At 67.9% G+C, this 22,835-nt stretch carries 19 protein-coding genes and 1 pseudogene; 5 read left to right on the forward strand and 15 right to left on the reverse strand.

The genetic code is table 11. The annotated features are described in order from the left end of the window. Positions 1-224 precede the first annotated feature (224 nt). The 5 genes from A6A08_RS14495 to A6A08_RS14515 form a co-directional block, all read right to left on the reverse strand. Positions 225-1,250, reverse strand: a complete 1,026-nt coding sequence (locus tag A6A08_RS14495; protein ID WP_073703130.1) for an ABC transporter substrate-binding protein — start codon at positions 1,248-1,250, stop codon at positions 225-227. A 125-nt stretch (positions 1,251-1,375) separates the two neighbouring features. After that, positions 1,376-2,236, reverse strand: a complete 861-nt coding sequence (locus A6A08_RS14500) for an ABC transporter permease (protein WP_199866938.1) — start codon at positions 2,234-2,236, stop codon at positions 1,376-1,378. Beyond that, positions 2,236-3,000, reverse strand: coding sequence for an ABC transporter ATP-binding protein (locus A6A08_RS14505; protein WP_073703131.1), 765 nt, complete (start codon positions 2,998-3,000; stop codon positions 2,236-2,238). The genes A6A08_RS14500 and A6A08_RS14505 overlap by 1 nt, the downstream gene beginning before the upstream one ends. Then, positions 2,997-3,965 carry a DUF6282 family protein gene (locus A6A08_RS14510; protein ID WP_073703132.1) on the reverse strand — a complete coding sequence of 323 codons (969 nt, stop codon included), beginning with the start codon at positions 3,963-3,965 and terminating at the stop codon, positions 2,997-2,999. The genes A6A08_RS14505 and A6A08_RS14510 overlap by 4 nt, the downstream gene beginning before the upstream one ends. Before the next feature lie 156 nt (positions 3,966-4,121). After that, the gene (locus A6A08_RS14515) at positions 4,122-4,799 is read right to left on the reverse strand and encodes a GntR family transcriptional regulator (RefSeq protein WP_083609122.1); all 678 of its coding nucleotides are present in this window, start codon (positions 4,797-4,799) and stop codon (positions 4,122-4,124) included. A gap of 82 nt (positions 4,800-4,881) precedes the next feature. Here A6A08_RS14515 and A6A08_RS14520 point away from each other — a divergent pair, with 82 nt between their 5' ends. Further along, on the forward strand, positions 4,882-5,646 hold the full coding sequence (locus A6A08_RS14520) for a DUF1932 domain-containing protein (RefSeq protein WP_073703133.1): 765 nt from the start codon (positions 4,882-4,884) through the stop codon (positions 5,644-5,646). A 419-nt stretch (positions 5,647-6,065) separates the two neighbouring features. Here the strand turns inward: A6A08_RS14520 and A6A08_RS28240 are convergent, their stop codons facing one another. The 7 genes from A6A08_RS28240 to A6A08_RS14555 form a co-directional block, all read right to left on the reverse strand. Beyond that, on the reverse strand, positions 6,066-6,311 hold the full coding sequence (locus A6A08_RS28240; RefSeq protein WP_199866939.1) for a hypothetical protein: 246 nt from the start codon (positions 6,309-6,311) through the stop codon (positions 6,066-6,068). A 48-nt stretch (positions 6,312-6,359) separates the two neighbouring features. Beyond that, the gene (locus A6A08_RS14530; protein ID WP_073703134.1) at positions 6,360-7,118 is read right to left on the reverse strand and encodes an IclR family transcriptional regulator; all 759 of its coding nucleotides are present in this window, start codon (positions 7,116-7,118) and stop codon (positions 6,360-6,362) included. A 57-nt stretch (positions 7,119-7,175) separates the two neighbouring features. Next, positions 7,176-7,847, reverse strand: a complete 672-nt coding sequence (locus A6A08_RS14535; protein WP_242422619.1) for an MBL fold metallo-hydrolase — start codon at positions 7,845-7,847, stop codon at positions 7,176-7,178. Further along, complete coding sequence (locus tag A6A08_RS14540) at positions 7,837-8,169, reverse strand: putative quinol monooxygenase (RefSeq protein WP_073703531.1); 333 nt, start codon at positions 8,167-8,169, stop codon at positions 7,837-7,839. The genes A6A08_RS14535 and A6A08_RS14540 overlap by 11 nt, the downstream gene beginning before the upstream one ends. A 1,160-nt stretch (positions 8,170-9,329) precedes the next feature. After that, positions 9,330-10,625 carry a DUF3500 domain-containing protein gene (locus tag A6A08_RS14545; RefSeq protein ID WP_073703135.1) on the reverse strand — a complete coding sequence of 432 codons (1,296 nt, stop codon included), beginning with the start codon at positions 10,623-10,625 and terminating at the stop codon, positions 9,330-9,332. 548 nt (positions 10,626-11,173) lie between these two features. After that, positions 11,174-12,583 carry an APC family permease gene (locus A6A08_RS14550; RefSeq protein WP_199866940.1) on the reverse strand — a complete coding sequence of 470 codons (1,410 nt, stop codon included), beginning with the start codon at positions 12,581-12,583 and terminating at the stop codon, positions 11,174-11,176. A gap of 68 nt (positions 12,584-12,651) precedes the next feature. Further along, positions 12,652-14,649, reverse strand: a complete 1,998-nt coding sequence (locus A6A08_RS14555) for an amidohydrolase (RefSeq protein WP_242422622.1) — start codon at positions 14,647-14,649, stop codon at positions 12,652-12,654. A 334-nt stretch (positions 14,650-14,983) separates the two neighbouring features. Between A6A08_RS14555 and A6A08_RS14560 the strand changes: the two genes are divergently transcribed. After that, complete coding sequence (locus A6A08_RS14560) at positions 14,984-15,970, forward strand: helix-turn-helix domain-containing protein (RefSeq protein ID WP_073703138.1); 987 nt, start codon at positions 14,984-14,986, stop codon at positions 15,968-15,970. An 84-nt stretch (positions 15,971-16,054) separates the two neighbouring features. Beyond that, on the forward strand, positions 16,055-16,708 hold the full coding sequence (locus A6A08_RS14565; protein ID WP_073703139.1) for a TetR/AcrR family transcriptional regulator: 654 nt from the start codon (positions 16,055-16,057) through the stop codon (positions 16,706-16,708). Between the two features lie 27 nt (positions 16,709-16,735). Here the strand turns inward: A6A08_RS14565 and A6A08_RS14570 are convergent, their stop codons facing one another. After that, positions 16,736-18,694, reverse strand: coding sequence for a primary-amine oxidase (locus A6A08_RS14570; RefSeq protein WP_073703140.1), 1,959 nt, complete (start codon positions 18,692-18,694; stop codon positions 16,736-16,738). A gap of 619 nt (positions 18,695-19,313) precedes the next feature. Here A6A08_RS14570 and A6A08_RS14580 point away from each other — a divergent pair. Beyond that, the gene (locus tag A6A08_RS14580) at positions 19,314-20,735 is read left to right on the forward strand and encodes an aldehyde dehydrogenase family protein (protein ID WP_073703142.1); all 1,422 of its coding nucleotides are present in this window, start codon (positions 19,314-19,316) and stop codon (positions 20,733-20,735) included. Positions 20,736-21,034: 299 nt separating this feature from the next. On the opposite strand, the pseudogene A6A08_RS14585 reads toward A6A08_RS14580, so the two are convergent. Both A6A08_RS14585 and A6A08_RS14590 read right to left on the reverse strand, forming a co-directional pair. Beyond that, positions 21,035-21,426 (reverse strand): annotated as a pseudogene (locus A6A08_RS14585) (transposase); the annotation flags it as partial. A gap of 68 nt (positions 21,427-21,494) precedes the next feature. Next, positions 21,495-22,418, reverse strand: coding sequence for a transposase (locus A6A08_RS14590; RefSeq protein WP_242422624.1), 924 nt, complete (start codon positions 22,416-22,418; stop codon positions 21,495-21,497). A 208-nt stretch (positions 22,419-22,626) separates the two neighbouring features. Between A6A08_RS14590 and A6A08_RS28425 the strand changes: the two genes are divergently transcribed. Beyond that, complete coding sequence (locus A6A08_RS28425) at positions 22,627-22,764, forward strand: hypothetical protein (protein WP_206780076.1); 138 nt, start codon at positions 22,627-22,629, stop codon at positions 22,762-22,764. The last annotated feature ends 71 nt before the right edge of the window (positions 22,765-22,835 follow it).

Raw genomic sequence — 22,835 nt, forward strand, 5'->3', positions numbered from 1 at the left:
CGATGCGGCCGGGGCCGCTGCCGAGGGAGCCGCGTGCGCATGGCTGTCCGCACGTCGCTCCTCGGCCGGCGGTGTCTGTGAACGTGTCATCCTCGTCCTCGTGCGGTCGCCCGCGGAGCCCGGCGTGGGCCGCGGAGGGGCGGTGATGGCGGGGAGGCGGGGCAGGACTCGCGCCGCGGTCTCGCGGCGCCAGGCGTGCGGCCCGTCCTCGTCCTGCGTGGTGGCTATTGCTGGACCTGGGGCCAGACGAGGGAGTCGTAGTCGGGTGCCTCGTCGATCAGCTGGGATTCCAGGTGGAAGTCCACCGCCGTGTCGAAGGCGTCCTGCGACACCTGGGACGAGGAGGCGAACTCCTGCGGGAGGATCTCGTTGAGGGCCTCCACCGCCTCGGGGTCGGTGCCTTCGAGGTAGATCGAGAGCAGCTCCGCGCTGGCCTCCGGGTCGCTCTGGATGAACTCCAGTGCCCGGTCGATGGCGCGGTTGAAGGCCTCGACCTCCTCGCCCTTCTCCTCGAGCACCCCGGAGGTGCTGAACAGCGCGCCGTGCAGGGAGCCGGACAGCTCGGGGATGTCGCCGCGCTGCGGCGAGATGTAGATGTCGCCGACCCCTTCCGTCTCGGCCATCTGACCGGTCGGCTGGAAGAAGGCGAGGGCGTCCACCTGTCCCTCGGAGAGGGCGCCGATGGCCGACGAGGGGACGGCGCCCAGGTTCACCAGCGTGGCGTCGGTCTTGGCGTCCAGGCCCACCTGCTCGAACAGGTAGATGACCAGCGCCTCGGTGCCCGAACCCGGACCGGTGATACCGATGTTCCTGCCCTCCAGGGCCTGGACCTTCTCCTCCAGGGAGGCGTCCTCCGCCGGCCCGTCGAAGTCCGAGGCCGTCACGATGTCCACGTAGTAGTCGGTGACCAGTGAGCCGGTGACCTGCGTTTGCGGGTTGCTCTCCGCCAGGTTGAACGCGTCGGTGAGGACGCCCGCGCCGACGTCGATGGAGCCGGAGGTCAGGGCCGCCGCGAGCTTGGCACCGGTACCCATGCGGGGCCGCTCGCCGAGTTCGACGCCCTCGTCGGTGAAGTAGCCCTCCTCCTCGGCGACGTAGAGCGGGAAGAACGCGACGGAGTTGCTGATCTGCCCCACGTTGAGGACGCCCGCGTCGGATTCGGCCGCGTCACCGGCGCAGCCCGTGGCGATGAACAGGCCCGCGGTCGCCGCGATCGCGACCGCCGTCTTGATATGCGTGCTGAGTTTCATGGCGTGACTTTCGGTTGGGTGAGACGGCCGTGGAGAGCCCACGGCCTTGGGGGATGAACCGCACGAGGTCCGCTCGGGGATCCGGGGTACTCGGGACGCTGGGCGCTCGATCCGCGGAAGGGGCCCTAGTCGGCGTCGAGTGGCTTCCATCGGTTGGCCCGGGAGGCCAGAACGCCCACCAGGGTGTTGAGGACCATCGCCAGTGCGGTCAGCACCACGACCGCGGCGAACACGCCCGCGGTGTTGAACTGCGCGGCGGAGTCGTTGATGAGGTAGCCCAGGCCGCGGTTGGAGGCGACGAGTTCACCGATCACCGCGCCGATGAGCGCGTAGGGGATGGACACCTTCAGTCCGGTGATGAGACCGGTCATGGAGGCCGGCAGCACCACCTTGAGCGCGATGTCCTTGTTCGATCCGCCCATGAGCCGGACGGCGTCGATGAGGCCGCGGTCGACGTCGCGGACGCCGGCGGCGGTGTTGAGGAAGACCAGGAAGAACACGCTGACGGCCGCCAGGATGACCTTCATGTCGATGCCGATGCCGAACCACACGATGAACAGTGGTGCGAGCGCCACCTTCGGGATCGAGTACAGCGCCATCATCAACGGCTCGAACACGTCGTAGATGAGGCGGATCGAGGCGAGCACGTACCCGGCGAGGGCACCGGTGGCGGCACCGATGACGTAGCCGAGCACCACTTCCTGGATGGTGATCCAGGTGTGCGTCCCCAGGGTGCCGTCCACGATCCAGTCGCTCAGCTGCTCCCACACACTGACCGGGTTGGAGACGAACATGGGGTTGGCGACCGCCTTGCCGACGAGCTGCCAGAGCAGGAGGAAGACCAGCACCACGCCCAACCGCAGTCCCCACACGGTGGTCGTGCGGCGGTTGCGGTGCCACCAGCTGCGGCGGCGGGCCTCCTTGACGGGGCCGCTCGTGCTCAGGCCGTTGTGCGCGTCGGTGTCGGGAACCGGTTCGGTCATCATCACCGCGCTCCTTTCTTCAACGCAGAGGCCAGGGTGGCGTGCAGTTCCACGAACCGCGGCCGCACCTTGGTCTCGTCGGATTCGCGCGGTCGCTCGAGGTCGACCTGCTGGTCGAGCAGGACGGTGCCCAGCGGGCCCAGGACGACGACGCGGTCGCCGAGCATGAGGGCTTCCTCGATGTCGTGGGTGACGAAGACGATGGTGTGCCCGGTCGTCTTCCACAGCCGCGCCAGCTCGCGCTGGAGTTCGGCGCGCAGCTGGGCGTCCAGGGCGCCGAAGGGCTCGTCCATCAGGATGGTCTCGGCGCCGTTGGCCAGCATGCGGGCCAGGCTGGCGCGGCGCCGCATGCCGCCGGAGAGCTCGCGCGGGTAGCTGTCGGCGAACTCGGCCAGGCCGACCGTGGAGATAAGCTCGCGTGCCTTGGCCTCGCGCTCGGCCTTGTCGACGCCGGCGATCTCCATGGGCATCTCGACGTTGCGCTGCACGCTGCGCCACGGCATCAGCGTGTCGGTCTGGGTGAGGTAGCCGATGTCGGGGGTGGGCCCGCTGTGCGGGCTGCCCCGGTGCAGCACCCGGCCCGAGGTGGGCTTGGAGAGTCCGGAGAGCAGGTTCAGCATCGTGGACTTGCCGCAGCCGGACCGGCCCAGGATGGTGACGAAGGTGCCCTCTTCGATGCTGAGGTTGAAGTCGCGCAGGGCCACCGTGGCGACGTCGTCGCGCTGGAACTCCTTGGTGAGGTGTTCGATCTCCAGGACGACGCTCATGAGGCGACCGCCTGCGCCTCGTGGTGGGCCCGAGGTGCCTCGGGGAGCGGGGCCGCTCCCGCGAGCCATCGGGAATTGTGCACCACCATCAGGCGCACCTCCTCGTCGGTGAAGCCGTTGTCGAGGAGGACGTCGGCGGCCAGCGCGAGCCCGTCCTCCACCGGCGGGTTGAAGGGCTGCCCCAGGTCGGAGCTGATGACGGAGGACTCCGGGCCCGCCGCCCTGATGTTGTCCAGCCACACCTGCCAGGAGACCTTGCCGGTCAGCGGGGTGGTGAGGCAGCGCTCGAGGTAGGCGCCGTGCTCGGCGAGCGTCTTCTGGTTCTCCGCGGGGATGCGCTGCGAGGTGAACTCGGGGTGGGTGACGACGATGCGTCGGACGCCGTGTTCGCGGGCGACCGCGATGACCTTCGCGGACTCGTCTCCGTGCAGGTGCCCGGTGGCCAGGGTCATGTCGTGCCTGGCGATGACGTCGAGGACCTGGCGGGTCGGAGCCGTGACCTCCCCGTCCTCGCCGAGCACGTCGACGGCGGGACTGTCGATCCCCGCCTCGCGCAGGTCCTCCTGGATCTGGGCCCACATGGGCGGCGTGGCGCCCTCGGGGGTCTCCTCCAGGCAGCTGCGCTGGTTGTCGCTGTCCACGGTCGGGAGCCAGACGAACCGGGCGCCGCCGCGTGCGGCGATCTCGACCGCGACGGGGTTGAGTCCGCCCACCGAGGCGTTGAGCGTGATGGCGCCGAGCACGTCGACGTCCGGGTGGACGCTGCGGACGACCTCGGCGCGTTCGGTCGTGGGCGTGTAGTGGGACTTGAGCACGAAGCCCGCCATGCCGTGCTCGAGGAAGCGCGGGGCGAGTTCGAGGTCGCTCACCCTGCGCTTCATCACATCGGGAGCGATGTGGACGTGGATGTCGTAGGCGCCCCGGACGAGCTCGCGGGCGTGTGCGCTGGGTACCTGGTGTTTCATGCCGCCCCTTCGCTAACAAACTGGTGAGCGACATTGTTAACGATCTTGGTGACAACAGTCAAGACCCAGGTCACATCCCTCAGGGCCCAGATCACATCCGTGCACGATGCGACGCCTCTGCGCGCCGACCACCGGAGGGAGGTCGGCGCCGACCACTCATCCCCGCTGGGCGAAGTAGTCCCGCGTGGCCTCGTACACACTGTTCAGATGCGCCCGCATGGCCTCCGACGCACGCTCCGGATCCTTGGCGCAGACCGCCTCCACGATCTCCAGGTGCTCGGGCAGCGACGTGGTCGGGCGGTTCGGCTGCATGGCCAGCCGGATGCGGTACCTGACGTTCTGGGCGCGCAGGCGCTTGACGACATCGGGCGCGACCTTGGCGCCGCTGATGTCCATCACCTCCTGGTGCAGATCGCGGTTGGCCTGCGCGTAGGCCTCACCGTCGCCCGCGTTCACAGCCTCTCTCATCACCTCGCCGATGGCGCGCAGCCGCGCCACGCCGCCCTCGTCGATGCGCTCGGCCGCGCGCGCCGCGCACAGCGACTCCAGGGCCGCGCGCACCTCCACGATCTCCAGCGCCTCGTCCAGGTCGACCGCACGCACGCGAGCACCGCGGTTGCGCACCTTTTCCACCAGACCCTCCACCGTGAGCGCCGCCAGGGCCGCGCGCACCGCGCCCCGGCTGGCGTCGAACATCTCGATGAGGTCCGTCTCCACGAGCCGCTGCCGGGGCGCGAACTCGCCGGCGACGATGGCCTGTCGGAGCCGTGACGTCACACGCTCGGCATCGCTGACGCCGCGGCTCGTGTCCCGGCTCACTGCCTCCTGGGTCATGGTCTTCCTTTCGCTCATCTTGGTATGCATTATTGTAAACAATGTTGTTCACATCAGGGTGGAACTCGCTACGGAGGGCGCGATGACCGTCATCACAATGATCGGCCTGGGCGAAGCCGGCCGGCTCATCGGCGAAGGGCTGGCGCGGGCCGGCGCCCGGGTCCAGGGCCACGACCCCTTCGTCGCGTTGTCCGACACGCCCATCGTGCAGCGTTCCGTGCTGGACGATGCGCTCACCGGCGCGGAGGTCGTCATCAGCCTCGTCGGTCCCGCCGCCGCGCAGAAGGTGGCCGCCGACGTCCTTCCCCTGCTGCCCGCATCGGCTGTCTACGCGGACCTGAACACCCTCTCCCCCGGTGAGAAGAGCGCGATCGGTGCGCTGGCCGCCGGTTCCGGGGTTCCCTTCGCCGACGTCGCGGTCATGGCCCCCGTCCCGCGGGCGGGCAGCCGCACGCCGCTGCTCGCGGCCGGGAGCGGAGCCGAGGCCTTCGTCGAGGCACTCTCGCCCTTGGGCACGCCCGTTCGCGCGGTCTCCTCCGACGCCGGTGACGCCGCGGCCAGGAAACTGCTGCGCAGCGTGTTCATGAAGGGACTGGCCGCGCTCATCATCGAAGCGCTCGACGCCGCGTGCGCCGCCGGAGCCGAGGACGAGATCCGCGACCAGATCGCCGCCGAGCTGGGTGAGAACGGCCGGGACCTGGTGGACCGGCTCGTGGAGGGCACCCGGCAGCATGCCGGGCGGCGCGTGCACGAAATGGAGGCGGTGGCGGCCTACCTGAACGAACTCGGCGTGGAGCACCCGGTCACCGAGGCCACGCTGTCACACCTGCGCCGGTTGAGCGCTTGACTTCCTCCTCCTCGTGAACGGGGAGGATTCCGACCAGACCTCGCGGCCTGGCGGTGCGTTGAGTCGGCCGATGATGGTGCTCGTGCGAGTGATGCCGGTCACGTGTTCTCCCTCGTCGAAGCGGGTGTCGTGGGCACCACTTCACGAAGGAGGGTTTGCCGAGTCGGGCTGCCGATCGTCACGCTGAGGCAACGATCATCGTGGAGGGTTGCCAAGTTCTCGCAGCGCCTTCCACCTATTCGCGCAGATCAAAGCCCGGATGGAATCGACGAGGTCCTCGCGGAGCTCGGCGTGACCCTACGGGACCACCACCGTCAGCGACGGGGCCTGGGCTACGCACCGTTTGGGCAGAACTGAACGGCGTCCGCTACGCATTCGACGCCCTGGGTGTGCCATCTCATGGCATCGGTTCATCGCGGTCAGGCTTGGCGAGCGTAGGACGCGAGGCGATCGGCGAGAACGGTGACGAGGCCGCGCGGTTCATCGGGGCGCTCGATGACGAACGGCCGGTCGAGTGAGGCGAGTACTGGAGGCAACCAGTCGAGCCGCTCCGCCCGCAGCTCGACGCGCAGCCAGCGCTCGGTCGCCCGGTCCTGGCCTGCCGCGTGACCCCGCGCTCCGGCGCCTGACCGGATGACGCCGTCGACGTGGAGCGTGCCACTCACGCCGCCCCGCTCCCGTGGACGTCAATGATGTGGCCGCGACCATTTCCGTCAGCGGTGGTTGACCTGTGTCGCCTTCTGGGCCGCTCGCCGCACGGTGTCGATCAACGGCGATCGATTGACGCGTAGTTCGTCCGGATGAACTGACAGGGCGATACACCCGGTCACGGTCCCCTCCGTACCGAGTACGGGCGCTGCCAGACAGGCCAGTCCGGGCCGGGCCTCCTCGACGTCCAGGGCGACTCCGAAGCGCCGGATCCGCCGCAGTTCCTCGTCGAGTCGGGTGACGGACGCGATCGTGTGCGGCGTGAACCGGCGCAGACCGGGCTCTTCCAGGTACCGGCGCCGGATTTTCGGGCGCGCGGCCGCCAGCGCGATCTTGCCGTGGGCGTAGGCGTGGGTGCGCGGATCGATACCGACGCCGATATGAGGCCGCTCCGCTCCCTGGGCGGTGACGGTCCTGACATCCGCGATCACCAGGCCGTTTCCCTGGAAGGCCACATAGTTGGCCGAAGCACGGGTGGTGCGCTGCAGCCACGCCAGCAGCCCGACGATGCCCTCGTCCAGATCCATCTGCCTCTGGAACGAGCGGTGCAGGGCGGGGACCCGGTAACCGAGTACGTAGCCGCCGTCTGTGCGTACCAGGTATCCCCGCTCGGTGAGCGGGGTCAGCAGGGTGTACACCGTGGACAGCGCGCAGCCGAGACTGCGGGCCAGTGCCTTGGCCGACACCGGCTCGGCCGCGTCAGCGACGAGTTCGAGGACCTCAAGGGTGCGCTCTGCTGCTCGCGGCCCGGTCTGACCGGGCATGGGCCCCGCTCCTCCTCACTCGTCGTGGTGCTGCGCCTGCGCCCGGGAGCGATTTGGCTACCAGCCCCGTTCCCGCCATTGCGGCAAGTGGGGCCGCTCCGTGCCCACCGTGGTGTCTGCGCCATGGCCAGGATATACCCAGGTGGCGTCGGGCAGCCGGTCGAATACCTTGGCTTCCACCCCGTCGAGGAGACTGGCGAAGGCGGCCGGGCCGTTGGAGGTGTTGCCTACGCCGCCGGGAAACAGGCAGTCCCCGGTGAAGAGGTGGGGGTGCCCTCGCGGATCGTCATAGACCAGGACGATGGAGCCTGGCGTGTGTCCCTCAAGGTGGTGAGCGACGAGCTCGATGTCGCCCAGGCGGATCCTGTCCCCGTCGTCGACGAGGACCTCGGTGGGTACCGGGATGCCTTCCGCATCGTACCTACCGGCGTATGTCCGCGCCCTGGTCGCGTCCACGACCGCGCCCAGCGCCTGCCAGTGGTCGTCGTGCCGGTGTGTGGTGGCCACCGCGGAAAGGCCGCGCTCACCTGCCAGTTCCAGGAGCGTCGGGGCCTCATCTGCGGCATCGATCAGCAGCTGCTGACCGGTGGCCCGGCAACGCAGCAGGTACGCGTTGTTGTTCATCGGGCCGACCGCGACCTTCGTGATGGTCGCGGCCGCCAGCTCGCGCACGGCCGGCGGTCCGCCGACCGTCACCGCTCCGCCGCGGTAGGTGTCGTCATGCTTCACGGGGAGAGACCTCCGTCATCAGGTCCCAGCCCTCGCGATCGGGCATCTCGACGCTGACGATCTGCGGGGTTGCGGCGACGGCGTACGACATGGCCTCCGTGCCCCGTGTGAAGTGCTCGGACTCCACGTGTTCACGACCCGCTTCGCCATCGCGGAAGGCCTCCACGAGAAGGAACTCGTTCGGGTTCTCCACGCTGCGGGACCACTCGAAGAACAGGTTGCCCGGTTCCCGGCGGGTGGCCCGGGTGAACTCATCGACAAGGTCCATCCAGTCCGCACTCCGCTCGGGACGGATGGAGAACTTCACGGTTATGAAGATCATCATGACTCTTTCGGCAGGTAGGACGTGCAAGAGCGTTGTTCAGCTCCTTCAACTCTGCCCCACCACCACCCTCTGGCCGCAATGTCCGGCACTGCGATTCCATCCATGCTGGAAATGAGAGCTCCCCACCAGCTGCAGAGGGCGTTCTCCGGGCTGCCATGACCCATGCACGAGCATGCGAAGACACCGGGCCTCAAGCATGCTGATCGCCTTGCCGATGACATCAGCGGACGCGGCCCCGTCAGGTGGCCGACCGGCACGTCCGGTGACGCGCCCTCAGCATCCCTGTACCGGAAGGGTGATGCGCTCTGCTCCTCATGTGTCCACGCGAGTGGAGCGGGGCCGCAGCCGCGATCCGGCCCCGGCGGCGCGAGGGCCGAAGACCTGCGGCTACGGGCGCGGCGCAGCGCCACCTCCCCTGCGGGCATCGCCTACGACGTCTTCTCCTACCCGGCCGGGACCTCGGGAAGAACTCCTGCAGGTTGCGGATCCGACAACTCGGGAGTCATCGCAACCGCGCTACTGCACGGCCCGGAAAAGACAGCGCTGCGGCTCGCGACCAGGCCGATGAGCCCGTCTCGGGTTCGTCGGACTCGCGTAGCGTCAGTGTCCCGGTCCTGGACCATCCGGCGGTACAGGTAGAGGGCGACCGGGTCGTCGTCAAGGAGATCACCGAACCGGTCGGCGAATCCCGGGGCCTCGTTGCCTGGCCCAAGACGATGCGTCCCAACCGCCGGGCACAGGTGTTCGTGGAGTTCTGCCTCGAGCGCAGGGAAGCGCGTCCACGGTAGCGAGAGGCACAGTGCGAACCGGCCGCCGGACGCGACCAGCGTGTCATCGCGTAACACCCGCAGGGACGTGGAGTCTTACGGGTCGGAACGGGGCGCCGGATACCTGCCTTCCGCGTACCGGGCTCCCGTGGCCCGACACCCGCTCGACGACGGTGTCGGAGCCCATCCCGAAACGTGTACGTGAGCACACGGAAACGGGTACAGGCCCCGGTTCACCAGGTGTTCCTCCTACCCGGGCTGAGGGCGGTCATGGGTGCGACCACGTCGTCCAGGGGAGGTGGCATGGATTCGCCGCCCGTCCAAGGGACGACAGTGCCGTCCGGGGCCCGAGGGGCACGCCGCGGTCACGGGTGTGTCCAGGCCGCGGGATCAGCCGTCTTCGGGCGGACCGCCTTCAGGGGCGCCGGACGGGGGTTCACCGTCGCCGGGGCCGCCGGAGGGAGCGCCGCCGCCGGGGCCGCCCATGCCGGATGCTTCCTGTTGGGTGACGCTGCCGGCGTAGTCGTTGGTCGGGTCGCGGTAGATGGTGTGGACGTGCCCCCATCCCGACGTGGTGTACCCGTCCACGTCGGCGCCCGCCGAGCCCTGCTGGTTGGAGAACTCGACGTAGGCGTTCGGGCCGGAGATCTGGAAGTGGATGCCCTCGCCCTGGGTCATGTCGTACTCGGTCGCCCCGGACCAGTTCACGTAGGTCTCGTCGAGCGTCGCCTCGATCTCGGCCAGGGCCTCGGCCGTGGTCTCCTCGTCCGCCAGGCCCACCCAGTTCGCGACCACGTCGAGCAGCAGCTGCTTCTGCTCGTCGGTCAGGTCCGCTCCGGCGATTCCGGTCCCCGTCGGGTAGGAGCAGGTGCCGCCAGGCGCGCAGGTGAGGTTCGCGACCTCCGAGCCCTGGTACAGCTCGGCCTTCTGCTCGTCGGTCAGGCTGTCGTAGAAGGCGAAGGCCGACTCGTACATGCCCGCGAGCGGCTCGACCTCGTTGCCCTCGTCGTCGGTGTAGACGGCGGGTTGGAGGCCCAGGTGCGTGGGCGCGAACGTGATCGAGTCGTCGGTACCGTCCAGCGTGGCGTTCAGCCCGAGGTGGTGGCCGCCGAACTGGAGCTGCCACGCGCCGGAGTCGGACGGGTCGCCGAAGAAGGCGATGTAGTACTGGCCCAGCGAGTCCTCGGTGCTGGAGCTGTTCTCCAGGAGGAACTCGTCACCGCCCATGATGCCGGTGGCGGTCTCATAGCCCTCTTCGCTCAGCAACGCTTCGAGGACCTTCATCGCCGCGGCCCTCTGCTCCTCGTCCAGGTCCTCCAGGTTCAGTCCGGCCCGGTCGACGAAGGTGACCGGGAAGTTCGACCATGACGTGGTCTTGGACTCGTCGTCGTAGGAGTAGAGCAGCTGTTCGCGCTGCTCGTCTGACAGCGTCGCCATGAACGCCTCCGCTGCGGAGGCGGTGTCCGTGATCGTCTCCTCGGTCGTCGTGGACGACGTGTCCCCGGAGTCGGCCGTCTCCGAGGCCGACGATGTCGCGATGGACGATTCCGAGGCGGTGGTGCCCGCGGTGGCGCACCCGCTGAGCAGGAACAGCGCCAGCAGCAACGCCGTCACGACCCCTGCTGCCTTGGTGCGTTTTGGCCGGTGCCAGCCGCTCGCGGTCCTCTGGTCGATGGTGTTCGTCATGGAGACGAAGGTAGGGCGTGAACCTTGGTGTTTCCTGAGAGCTGGGTGAGAACGGAGTAGGAGTCGGCGAGGCCGAGGCGAACGGCTGGTCCAACCTGCCGGTCGGCAACAAGACCGCGACGCGGCGGGCCGTGGCCAGTGGCGCCCTACACGGCCGCGAGGTCGGTCCCCTCGCGGGTCTGTCGGCGCCGCCCGTTGCCACCGACCGCGACGGGCGCGTCGGCTGCGCCCTGACCACCCCGCCGGGCAGGTTCCTGGCCCAGGTGCGCCGGACCAACGAGGTCCAGGGCCTAGAGCCGCTGCTCGACCTGTCCGCGTCGATCGCCTCCGAGGGCAAGGAGCGGTTCCTCCACGGGCCGCGCATACCAGTTCGCTTTGGTGAGCGGCGGCCTCGGCTCGCATTCGCGGAGCTGGTTCGAAGGAAAGCACGTCATCGTCCGAGTGGACGTGGGAACGCTGCCGGAGGGCGTCAAGGTCTCTTGGGTAGCACCATGATCCTTGACACCCTGCGGCATGCGCGCGGGAGTTCGGAAACCCCGGTCAACGGCCTAACCGATGTTCGACCGGCTGACCTCCTCGTAGATCTCGGGCCTCCTGCGACGCAGGAACTCCCCCCAGACGAGCCCCGCGATCCCCGAACCGATGATCACTCCGGGAAGGACCACCACCAGGGCCGAGAAACCGTCGGACTCGATCATCACGTCGAAGTTGAACATGATGAGCACCGCGATGGTCCCCAGACCGACCGCGGCGACCAGCGGAGCGACGGTGCGGACGAACAGCGGGTGTTTCTCAGGCTCCCGGCCGAACCGGCGCATGATGGCCACCGAGGTCACGCAGAGCAGCAGGACCATGCCGAGGCCGGCCGCGTTGGTCAGCCACGTGAACATCGTCATCACCGGGAAGAGCGGGCCCAGTTCGGAGCCCGCGCCCGCCACCGCGAAGACGATGATGAACACCATGCCAAGCGCGCTCTGCGTGAGGGACCCGGCGACGGGAGCGCCGTTCCTGGCGCCGGTGGCGCCGAGGCGGTGCGGCAGCACCCTGGCCCGGCCCATCGAGAAGAAGTACCGTGCGGCGGCGTTGTGGAAGGCGACCAGCGCCGCCAGGATGCTGGTCAGGAAGAGTACCGCGGTGAGGTTGGAGACGATGGCGGGCACATGCTGGTTCAAAAAGACGAACATGAGGTCCGGCCCCCACTGCTGGGACTGCGGCACGATCTCCGAAGGGCCGACCCCGATGGAGAACGCCCACGCTGAGAACGCGTAGAACAGCGCGATGACCGCGACCGCGATGTATGTCGCCCGCGCCACCGAACGCTCGGGGTCCTTCGCCTCCTCAGAGTAGATGGCGCCGGACTCGAAGCCCATGAAGGCGGCAATACCGAAGGCCAGGATGGTGCCGAGGCTTCCGGAGAGCCAGTGCGCTGGCAGAAGGGGGGCTGCGCTGACGCCCTCCGGGGCCACGCCGAACGACAGGAGACTCACACCGATGACGACGAGGAACTCCAGGGTCACGATGGTGGCGAGGACCTTCGCCGACAGGTCGACCTTGCTGACACCCAGGAAAGCGACCAGCAGCCAGCCGCCCAGTGCGCAGGCCCACCACGGGACCGCGGCCCCGAACAGCTCGGCGAGAGTGGAGGACGCTGTGAATCCGAAAACGCCGTAGAGCCCGATCTGCATCGCGTTGTAGGTGACCAGAGCCAGGAACGAGGTGCCGATGCCCTGGCGGACGCCGAGCCCCGCGGTGACGTAGGCGTAGAAGGCGCCGGCGTTCTGGATGAACGAGCTCATCCGTCCGTAGCCGAGGGCGAAGAACACCAGGATCACGCCTAGGAGGAAGTACCCCACCGGGACTCCCCGCGCTCCGGTGACGGCGAAGCTCGTGGTGGCTCCGCCGGCAAGAACGGTCAACGGGGCCGAGGCCGCGATGATGAGGAAAACGAGCGCTGGCACCCCAAGGGTGCGTCTGGCCAGTGTCGTCTCCTCAGGGAGGGGAATCGTCGTGTGACGGGCTCCGTCGTTCATGTGCGTGCTCCATGTCGTCCGGCTTCGGTGCCGCAACAGCCGACAGCCATGTAGGTGTTGAGCCCGGCGGCTCGTGAGGCGGCGGCCGACGCCGTCGCTCGGGTGATCGAAGCGGACGCGGCGTCGAAGACGACTTCGCCGCCCACGACCGTCATGCCCACGGGGATCTCCGCGACCTCTTCGCCAGGGGTGTTGAGGAGGTCGCCGTCGAGCACGACCAGGTCGGCGACCATGCCTTCCGCGAGCGTGCCCTTCCAGTCCTCCGCTCCGTCCTGCCACGCGCCAGCTGTGGTGTAGGTGTGGAGTGCCTGTTCGAGGTCGAGGACCTCGTCCTCGCCGAACACCTCGCCGGTGGCCAGGCTGCGTCGTGTGAGCATGCCCGCGATGCCCTCCAGGAAGTCCGGCGGGACGTTCGGCGCATCGGAGGAGCTGGCCACCACGACGCCGGATGACAGCGCGCTCCGGTAGGGCCACTGATAGTCGGTGCGTCGGCGTCCGAGGACCTCCTCCAGCTGGTGCGAGAGCGATCGTTTGATGCTGGGGTTGAAGTTCACCCCGAGACCGTGGGCGCTGAGGGTGTCGAGGGACCGCTGGGAGACGAAGTCTCCATGGATCACGTAGTGCCGCAGACCTTGGTGCCCCAGCTCGCCGATGACCCGGTCATAGGCATCGACCACAGCGTCGATGGCCCGGTCGCCGCATGAATGCACGCCCACCTGGAACCCGGCGTCGTGTGCGATGCGGATGCGCCGGTGCAGCGCGTCCAGCTGATCCTCTTCGGTGTCTCCGGGAAGGACGAGGCCTCCTAGGCCCCCGGCCTCATACTCCTCCGACATCCATGCGGTCCTGGCTTGGGTGGGGACGCCGTCCGCCCGGATCTTGCACTGGCTGATGGTGAGCCACTGGGGGATCGTCTCCAGTTCCCGGCCTTGGCGAAGAAGCTCATCCAGAGCGGCGTCGTCCCCGGCACTTTCGAGCATGACCGTCACTCGGTGCCGTATGCGTCCGGAGTCCAGCAGGTCCTGGTACCTCTCGACGGTCGTGAGGTCCGTCCCAGCGTCCGTCACGGATGTGATGCCGTGCGCGTGCATCGAGTCGACGGCCAGCGCCAGGCCCTCTCGCAGTTCCTCCTCCGTGAAGTCCGGGACGACGTCTTCGACGAGGTCGACTGCGCTCTCGCCGAGTACCCCTGTGGGCTCGCCGTCGCCGTAACGATGGATCTCGCCTCCGGCTGGAGTCTCCGTGGTGTGGTCGACGCCGGCCAGCTCCAGGGCAACCGAGTTCACCCACACGGCGTGCCCCGACCATTCGTGGAGGATGACCGGGTTCTCTGGGGAGACGTCGTCGATGTCCTCCCTGGTCGGGTAGCGTCCCTCCTCCAGGTATCCCTGGTCCCACCCGTATCCCCGTATCCACTCGCCGGGTTCCGCGTCCTCCACCGCCTGGGCGACGGAGTCGCGTATCTCAGCGATGGACGAGACGTGCTCCCTGCCGAGGGCCAAGGTGAGCGGCGGCTGGGTGGTGCCGTAACGCAGGGGATGGAAATGGCTGTCATTGATCCCGGGGATGACCGTACGGCCACGAAGATTCACCACGTCGGTACTGGCACCGACCATCCGGCGCAGCTCGGAGGAGTCTCCCACCGCATGCACCAAGCCGTCCTTGACGGCGATGGCCTGATGGGGCCGGAACTCACCGGAGAGCGTCAGGACGTTCCCGCCGTAGAGGACCATGTCCGCGTGAGAGCTTCGCCGGGCCCACGACGCCGCGCCGAGGGCACCTCCCAGGGCACCGATGGCGAGACCGGCGCCTGCGCCCTGCAAAAACGTGCGTCTGTGGACTCCCTGCGGTCCTTTCTCTCCCATGTGTCTCCTCATCTCCGCGCCGATTCCCGGGAACAGGTCTCTGATGTGCGGTTCGGTGAGGAACAGTGTTTCCGCATCGCCGGGCCCAGTCTTGTGACTCCATGCACACGAGTTGACGATGCGGGTCAACAGGAGCTTCGAGGCGCGGGACTCCTGTTCTCATGGTGTGCCGGAAGACCTGGGCGGCACGCCGCCGGGAGGGGCGCCCCCAACGGCGGCCGTGCCCACTCCATCGATCCACGCGGCCTCCAAGGTCCGGCTCGCGCCGGGGCCGGCGAGGGCCGCAGGGGCGTTGAGGTGCTGTGCACCCACCTGTCCGCACCGAGAGGCCCGAGCACTTTACAGGCCACGTGAGGCGTGTCACACTCATTCCTCACAGGTATTCCCCAGCCTTGGCGTACGTGTGCGACCGATATTGAGCAATCGCTCAATAATCAGTGACATACGCCCAGCAGGAGGCATCATGCATCGGCGAGACACCGACAACGTCGTTCTCGAGCTTCCCAGCACAGCCATGAGCCTGCCCGCCTGGAGGGCCGCCATCGCCGAGTCCGTGGTGACGCTGGACATCCGTGAGGAGGGCGACCGACCCTTCCGGGGCCACCTGCTCAGGTCCGTGGTCGACGATGTCGGGCTCTTCCAGCTGGTCACCACACCGCATACGGTCCGAAGGACGTCGGCGCTCATCACCGCCGACGACGCCCGGTTCTACAAGATGAGCCTGCAGTTGTCGGGCCGTGCCATCCTGGAGCAGGACGGACGGCGAGCGGTGCTCAACCCGGGGGATCTGGCGGTCTACGACACCCACCGCCCCTACACGCTCCACCTGCCCGAACTCAGCCAGTCGATGGTGATGATCATCCCGCAGGAGCTCGTTGAGCTCATCCCCGAGGAACTCTCGGCGGTCACTGCCATCAGGTTCCCCGGCGACCACGGGTTCGGCCGGATGATCAACCCGTTCTTCGTCGAGCTGGGGAGGAACCTGGACCAGCTCTCCGGCACCTACGCCACGCGACTGGTCCGGTCCGCCCTGGACCTCATGGTCACGATGCTCTCCCAGGCACTGCATGAGCGCCAGGGACACGCGGGCTCTCCAGCGCTGGCCCTGGGGCGGCAGATCCGGGAGTACATCCTGAGGAACCTCTCGGACGAGACGATGACTCCCGCTTCCATCGCGGCCGCGCACTTCATCTCGCTGCGCCACCTCTACACGATCTTCTCCGAGGAGGGTGCGACCGTCTCGGCCTGGATACGCACGCGTCGGCTCAAACTCATCAGGCGAGACCTGGCGGACCCCGTGTACGCCGACAGGCCGGTCTCCTGGGTGGCGGGTCGATGGGGCCTGCAGGACCCGGCCCATTTCTCACGGCTCTTCCGTGCAGAGTTCGGCGAGTCTCCGAGCGCCTACCGCCGTGCTCAGCTGGCCCAGGCCGTCGAAGCCGCCAGTTGAGCGGCGCCGAGGCGCCGACGCATGAAGCCGCTGATCAGGTCGCTGTCGGGGCGGCGACTGCACAGGTGCGGAAGAATCGACGGTATGCCGAAGAGAGTTGATCGGGCCGCGCGCCGCGATGAGATCGTCCGGACCTATCTGAAGATCGCGTCCCGCGACGGCGTGGAAGCCGCGACGACGCGCGCGCTCGCCGCGGAACTGGGCGTCGCCGTCGGCTCACTGTGGTACTACTTCTCCGGCTTTGACGAGGTCCTCTCACGTGCCTTCCAGCTCATCTTCGAGCGGACCGACGAGCGAATCTCCCGCGGCGTGGGGAAGCACCAGGGGCTCGCGGCGATCACGCGGATGCTGCACGAGGTCCTGCCCGTGAAGAAGGACACCGAGGACGAGGCCTACGTGGTTGTCAGCTTCTGGGGACGCGTCCCGGCGAACCCCTCCCTCGGCAGGCTGCAGGTACGGGTGGCCGAACAGTGGCGTGCGCGGATCGCCGACCACCTCTACGAGGCCGTCACACGACACGAGTTGGTGCCGCAGGCGCCCGTCGCCCAGATCACCGACATGCTGATGATCCTGACCACGGGCGCCCAGGTCGAGTATGTCCTGCACACACCGATCGCCCGCAGAGAGAGGCAGTGGCGCGCGGTGCACCACTGCCTCTCTGGCTGGCTGACCGATCAAGGGGCTCGGGCATCGGGCCTCCTGGAACCGACGCGGATTCCTGCCGCACCCGAGGCATGAGGCCGGCCGCGCGGCGAGGGCAGCGCCTCAGCAGTGGCAGGACCGCTCCTCGCCGCCGTCGGACGTGCACCGCCCCGCCGTCTCCGGCGGCACGTCCAGGGTGGGGTTGCGGTCGAAGAAGCCGTTGGGGGTCAGACGAAAGCCGGCGTAGTCCACCGGCATGATCGGCCAGTCCTCGGTCCGCGGGAAGTGGGTCAGCCCGAAGGTGTGCCAAAGGACGATGTCCTCGCCGTCGATCGGGTCGTCCTGGCGCACGTACTCCGGCAGGCCCCCGTGTCCAGGGTTCAGGTTGACCAAACGGCCGGCGGGGTAGAGCTCGTCACGCTCATACCGGGTGACCCAGAGGTGGTGGGCCGCGAAGGCGGCACGACGTCGGATGGAAGAGTCCTCAGCGGAGAGCAGCGTGGGGCTGTCCTCGGTGTGGAGGAGGTAGGAGGTCGGCTGGCCCAGCCGGTTCGCCGTCTCGGTGCTGCTGATCCTCCAGACGCGCCCGACGGAGCCGTGCGCATCGCGGATCGCCTGCTGCTCGGTCCTCAGCCGGGTGATGTCGCGGGTGAAGACGTTGCCCCACGGGTTGTCCCCGCCGCTGGGCACACGGCGGACGTCGATCTCGTCGACCGCGTTCGCGTTGCCGTCCACCGCCATGTCCAGGCGGGCGCAGAACAGGTGCTGGTGCACGGGGGCGCCCAGACCCGGGGCGATCTCCGTGGAGTAGGGGTAGTCGCCGCCGGGATGGGCGTTGGTGAAGACGATACCCGTGGCCTTGCACTCGAGCTCGATCTTGCCGTCGAGGTAGAGGTACCAGTAGAAGCCGTAGTCGTAGTTGCCGACCGTGACGAAGAAGGAGACCACCAGGCGGCGCTGGCGGCGCACCTCACGTGTGCCGGAGATGTCGTCGGAGTGCTTCCACAGGATCCCGTAGTCCTCCTCGTGGATGCAGATGGCGTTCGGCAGCGTCGTGGGCCGACCGAAGTCGTCGGCGACCACGGCGTCGACGTAGGTGATCTCGCCCTTGCAGTCGCAGCCCAGTTCCAGGGCGTTGGCGAGGCGCCCGAACTGGAACTCGCCGACGTCGAAGTAGTTCTGCCAGGCGTTGGTGGGAGAGGGGTCGCCGTAGTTGACGACCATCTCCGCGATCGACCCGCGGTACATGATGGGACGTTCACGCCCCTGGTCCTCGAAGCTGAGCTGGTGCAGTGTCAGCCCCTCGCGCCCGTTGAACCCCAGGCGGACGTTCCATTTCTCCCAGCTGAGCACACCGTCCTCCAAGGTGAAGCTCACGCCCTCAGGCTGGGTGATCGAGATGGGCTTCAGCGATGTGCGATGCCCGCCGTGCACCGCGGGGTCCAGGTAGTCGCCGGACTCCTCAGGCACATGGGTGACGTCCGTCTCGACGACACGCAGTACCTTCCTTTCGGTGAGGTCCACGTGGGCGACCACCCCTCCGATCGGGTGTGCCCAGATGGAGTCCCCCGGGTGGTCCTGCCGAAACGCCAGGGCACGGACGACACGCCTGCCGACCTCGTCCTCGTAACCGAAGACGCCGGCGGACAGGCCGATCACGACCACCTTGTCGAGATCGGTGACTCCGCGTCGGCGGACGGCCTCGATCCATTCCGGGTCGGCCTTGACGATCGGGTCGGCGCCCTCCAGGTCCTCGTTGAAGGACGGTGCGGACCCCTCCCGCGCAGCGTCGATCACCCGGCGCTCGACGATCTGCTCGCTGTCCAGCTCCACGATGAGGTCTGTCAGCGTCAGGGTGCTGAGGTCGGTCACGAGGAGTGAGACCTGGCGGGCGATCCGCTCGCCCGGACTCCAGGAGAGGACCTCGTGTTTGTCCGGCTCGCGAAGCGCCACATAGGAGATGCGGGTGGCTTCGCTGAGCAGTCCTTCTCCGTCCAGGATCTCGCGCGTCCTGTCGATCTCCTCGACCGAGAGAGGGGTGAGCGGATGCCTGCTGTGTTCGTGCGACGCCTTGCCGACCATGGAGCTCCTCCTTGTTTTTGAGCGAACGCTCAACTACAAATATGACACGTTTCACAAGCGCTGCGAAAGGGTGTCATGGAAGACAACCTCCTCCTGCGTCGGACCGCCGCCGGCGCAGTGGTCGTCTCAGGGGTCCTTCACCTGGCCATGCTGGGACACGGTGGCGCGCTGCTCAGGGTGGGCACGGCCGCAATGGCTGTCCTCTGCCTGCCGTGCGCGGGGCGTCTGTGGAGGTCGGACAGCCGCCGGGCGTGGGTGCTCCTCGCTGCCATGGGAACGTGCATGCTGGCCGCCCATGGCTGGCTGATGAGCCGCGCGCCCCTTGTGTCGGCGCCGGTCCGGGAGCCTGGTTCCGAAGCGGTGGCGCACGCCCACGGCGGCGGGCCCGACCTCCTGGTGGATCTGCACGAGCCGCTGATGCTCATCGCCACCTGTACCGCGGGCCTGGAGGTGGTTCTCGCGGGGGCCGCTCTGCTCATGACACAGCGGGGCCGCCGGTCCGCTGGCGCCCCAAGTGTGCACGAACGTCGTAGGTGCCTGCATGGGCAGACAACCTCGGTCTCCGACCGCTGAGCGAACCTGAGGGCAGCGCAACCACTCGTCAAGAAGGAGTCTGGTCATGAACGCACAGAACACGCAGGACGTCCTGTCCCTGTTGGAGCGAGTCCAGCCTGCCGAGGGTGGGCGAGAGATCCGTGATCCTGCCACCGGTGAGCTTGTGGGCCGCGTCCCGGAAGCGACCGTGGAGGATCTTGATGCCGCGGTGGCCCGGGCTCGGGCCGCGCAGCCGGGGTTCGCAGCCCGGGGTGACCGGGACCGTGCCCAGCTGTTGGAGGCGGCCGCGGAGGCGATCGAGGCTCAGGCCGAGGAGCTGGCTGTGCTGCTGTCCCGGGAGCAGGGCAAGCCGCTCAACGGCCCCAATGCCCGGTTCGAAGTCGGTGCTTGCGCGGCCTGGCTCCGGGCCACTGCCGGGTTCCCCATCGAGCCGGAGGTGGTGGTCGATGACGAGTCCGGGCGTGCGGAGCTGCATCACCGCCCGCTGGGTGTGGTCGGGGCGATCGGGCCGTGGAACTGGCCGATGATGATCTCGATCTGGCAGATCGCCCCCTCACTGCGGATGGGCAACACCGTCGTGATCAAACCCAGCGAATACACCCCGTTGAGCGTGCTGGCCCTGGTCGAGGTACTCAACACCGTCCTGCCCGATGACGTGCTCATCGCCGTGCCCGGTGGTGGTGAGGTCGGGGGCAGGCTCACCCGCCACCCCGAAGTCGCGAAGATCATGTTCACCGGTTCCACCGCCACGGGCAAGACGATCATCAAGGCCGCCGCCGAGACGGTGAAACGGCTGACCATGGAGCTCGGCGGCAATGACGCCGGGATCGTACTCGACGACGCCGACCCGGCCGCGATCGCTGAAGACCTGTTCTGGGGCGCGTTCATCAACACAGGACAGACCTGCGCGGCGATGAAGCGCCTCTACGTGCCCGACTCCCTCTACGACCAGGTCTGCGAGGCGCTGGTCGAGGTCGCCCGCAACACTCCCATGGGTGTGGGGCTGGAGGAGCAGAACGTGCTCGGCCCGGTGCAGAACCGCGCCCAGTGGGAGATCGTCGACCGGCTTGTCCGCGCCGCCAAGGAGGCCGGGGCCCGGATCCTCACCGGCGGAGACCCCGATCCGAACGCGGCCGGGTATTTCTACCCGACCACCCTGGTGGCTGATATCGACAACGACAATCCGCTGGTCACCGAGGAGCAGTTCGGCCCTGCCCTGCCGATCATCCGCTACACCGAACTGGAGGACGCCATCGAGTGGGCCAACAGCCTGGAGGTCGGACTAGGTTCCTCGGTCTGGTCCTCCGACATCGAGCGGGGACGGCAGGTCGCCGCCCGGTTGGAGGCCGGCACCACCTGGATCAACAAACACGGTGCCGTCGACCCCCGTGTCCCTTTCGGCGGAGCGAAGGAATCCGGCTTCGGCCTCGAATTCGGCGTCCACGGGCTGCGTGAGGCCTCCCAGCCCCACATCATCAGCTGGTGACACACCAGGTCGGCTGAACACGAGGACACGTGACCGGCATCGGACACGAACCCTTCTCACGGGGGACTTTGGGCTTCTTGTGCGGGTCGAGGCGAATTTCGGCCCGCACACTGTTCTTCACCGGGTCACAGCGCGTCCTCAGCCCTCACTCCTGATCGGACTCGACCTCCTGCGGGTCAGCCCTCCTGATCGCACGGCGTATCACCTGATGTGCAGAGGCCTCCTGTCGAGAGCGCCGCGTTGACCAGCAGTGCTTGAGGAGATCCACCCGCAGGTGCGTACGTGGCTGAGGACTCATCTCATTTGGTGAGGCGGTGGTAGCACATCAGTGTGCAGGAGATGCCGGCGAAGGCCAGGAAGTGGTCGGCCGGTAGCGGCGGTACAGACGGCGGCGTACGGCCAGCCAGGCCATGGTGCGCTCGGTCTGCCACCGGTGCCGGTCCAACCATTGCGAGGACTCCACACCCTTGCGGGCCAGGAGGTGGACGATTCCACGCCTGCGCAGCCATCGGCGCAGGTGGTCGTAGTCATAACCCTTGTCGCCGTGCAGCGTGGCGGGCCTGCGCCTCCTGGATCCACGGCGGGACCGGAGAGGCGGCATCCCGCACATCAGGGGCTGCAGGGCTTGGCTGTCGTGGGTGTTGGCTCCCGAGATCGCCACGGACAGGGGCAGCCCGGACCGCTCGGTGATCCGAAAGCCCTCTTACGAGTTGGTGCGTGATAGCGGGTGAGGCATGGTGATCCCGTTCGCGGTGCTTGTCAGATGTTCGCGGTGCGGTCGGAGACCAATCCGGCGATGGCCCGGTAGGTGGCCGGGAGGTTCTCGCGCCGGTGGGTCCAGCGGATCAGTTGCTTCCAGCGTTTGTGGTCGGCCAGGGCGTGTTCAACAGTGATCCGATCAGAGGAATGCGCATGACGATGGCGTTTCCATCGTTCATGGACATCGGGCAGAGCACTCTTGTTCGGCTTACGGGGTGGAGTGATGGCCTTCCCCGGGTGGTCGCGGCGCAGACCGAGGTAGCCGTCGTCCAGCAGCGCCTCCACTTGCGGGAAATACCGGAAGCAGGAGTCGATTCCCTCGGTGCGGACCGCGGTAGCATCGTGCATCCTCCCGGGCCGCAGGGAGTCGGTCCACAACGTGCGCCCGCGGTGATCGGCGACGATGGTGGCCTTCATGGTGTTCTGTTTCTTCTTGCCCGACACGAACGCCCGTCGGCCACCTCGGCTCGCGCGGGGCCTGCGCACCTGGACCTCTGTGGCGTCCAACCTCAGTTCGACGCCTTCGGCCTGAGCGTAGGCGAACACGTCTTCCAAGGTGCGCAAACGCACCTCTGGACGGTCGGGGACCGCGCACCCACGTTCGGTCAGCAAAGCGCGGATCTGGCCAACGGCACGTGTGACGGTGGAGCGATCCACATCGAACAGCAGGCCCAGGACCGCGTGCGGCAGGTCGTGACGCAGGTGGATCAAGGTGGCCACCAGGCGGTCGACGAAGACCAGGCGGTGCCGGGCGCCCGCCCCGGCGGCCCGCTTCCTCGCCCCGCCCCGGACCCGGTGCCGGCGATCTTCGATGGCCGTTTCCCAAGGGCGGGCCAGCTCCTCGATGAGCACGGACAAGTGGTGCCGCGAGATGCCGGTGAGCCAGGGATGGGCCAGGACCGCACGGTTGACCTTGATCGTCACGACCAGAGCATGCCACGGTCCTCCAGCGAGACCTTCACCCGCTATCACGCACCAACCCGTTACTCCTGCCCAGTTCAAGGAGCCCCTTGACCTACCAGTGGACGGCGTCTCCCCGGGCTGGCCTGAGGACCCGTGCCTTGAAGGGCTACTGCCAGACTCCAACACCCAGGTGGATGGACGAGATGCGTACTACCACGACATCACGTGCATGGAGTACAGCGATGACCATTTTGCCCCAAATGAACTGTGGACGATAGCCACCGCAGACGGGGGCCACCACGACTACCGGATCTCATCCAGCATCGCGAACATGGAAGAGATCATCAATCAAATCCGCATCGAATGATCCGAGCTGGAATCCAATACCCCATGATCGAAAGTGGCGGTTGCCTGATCACGGGAGTGACGGGAGGCGAT

It is taken from the genome of Nocardiopsis sp. TSRI0078 (assembly GCF_001905145.1).
Lineage (GTDB): Bacteria > Actinomycetota > Actinomycetes > Streptosporangiales > Streptosporangiaceae > Nocardiopsis.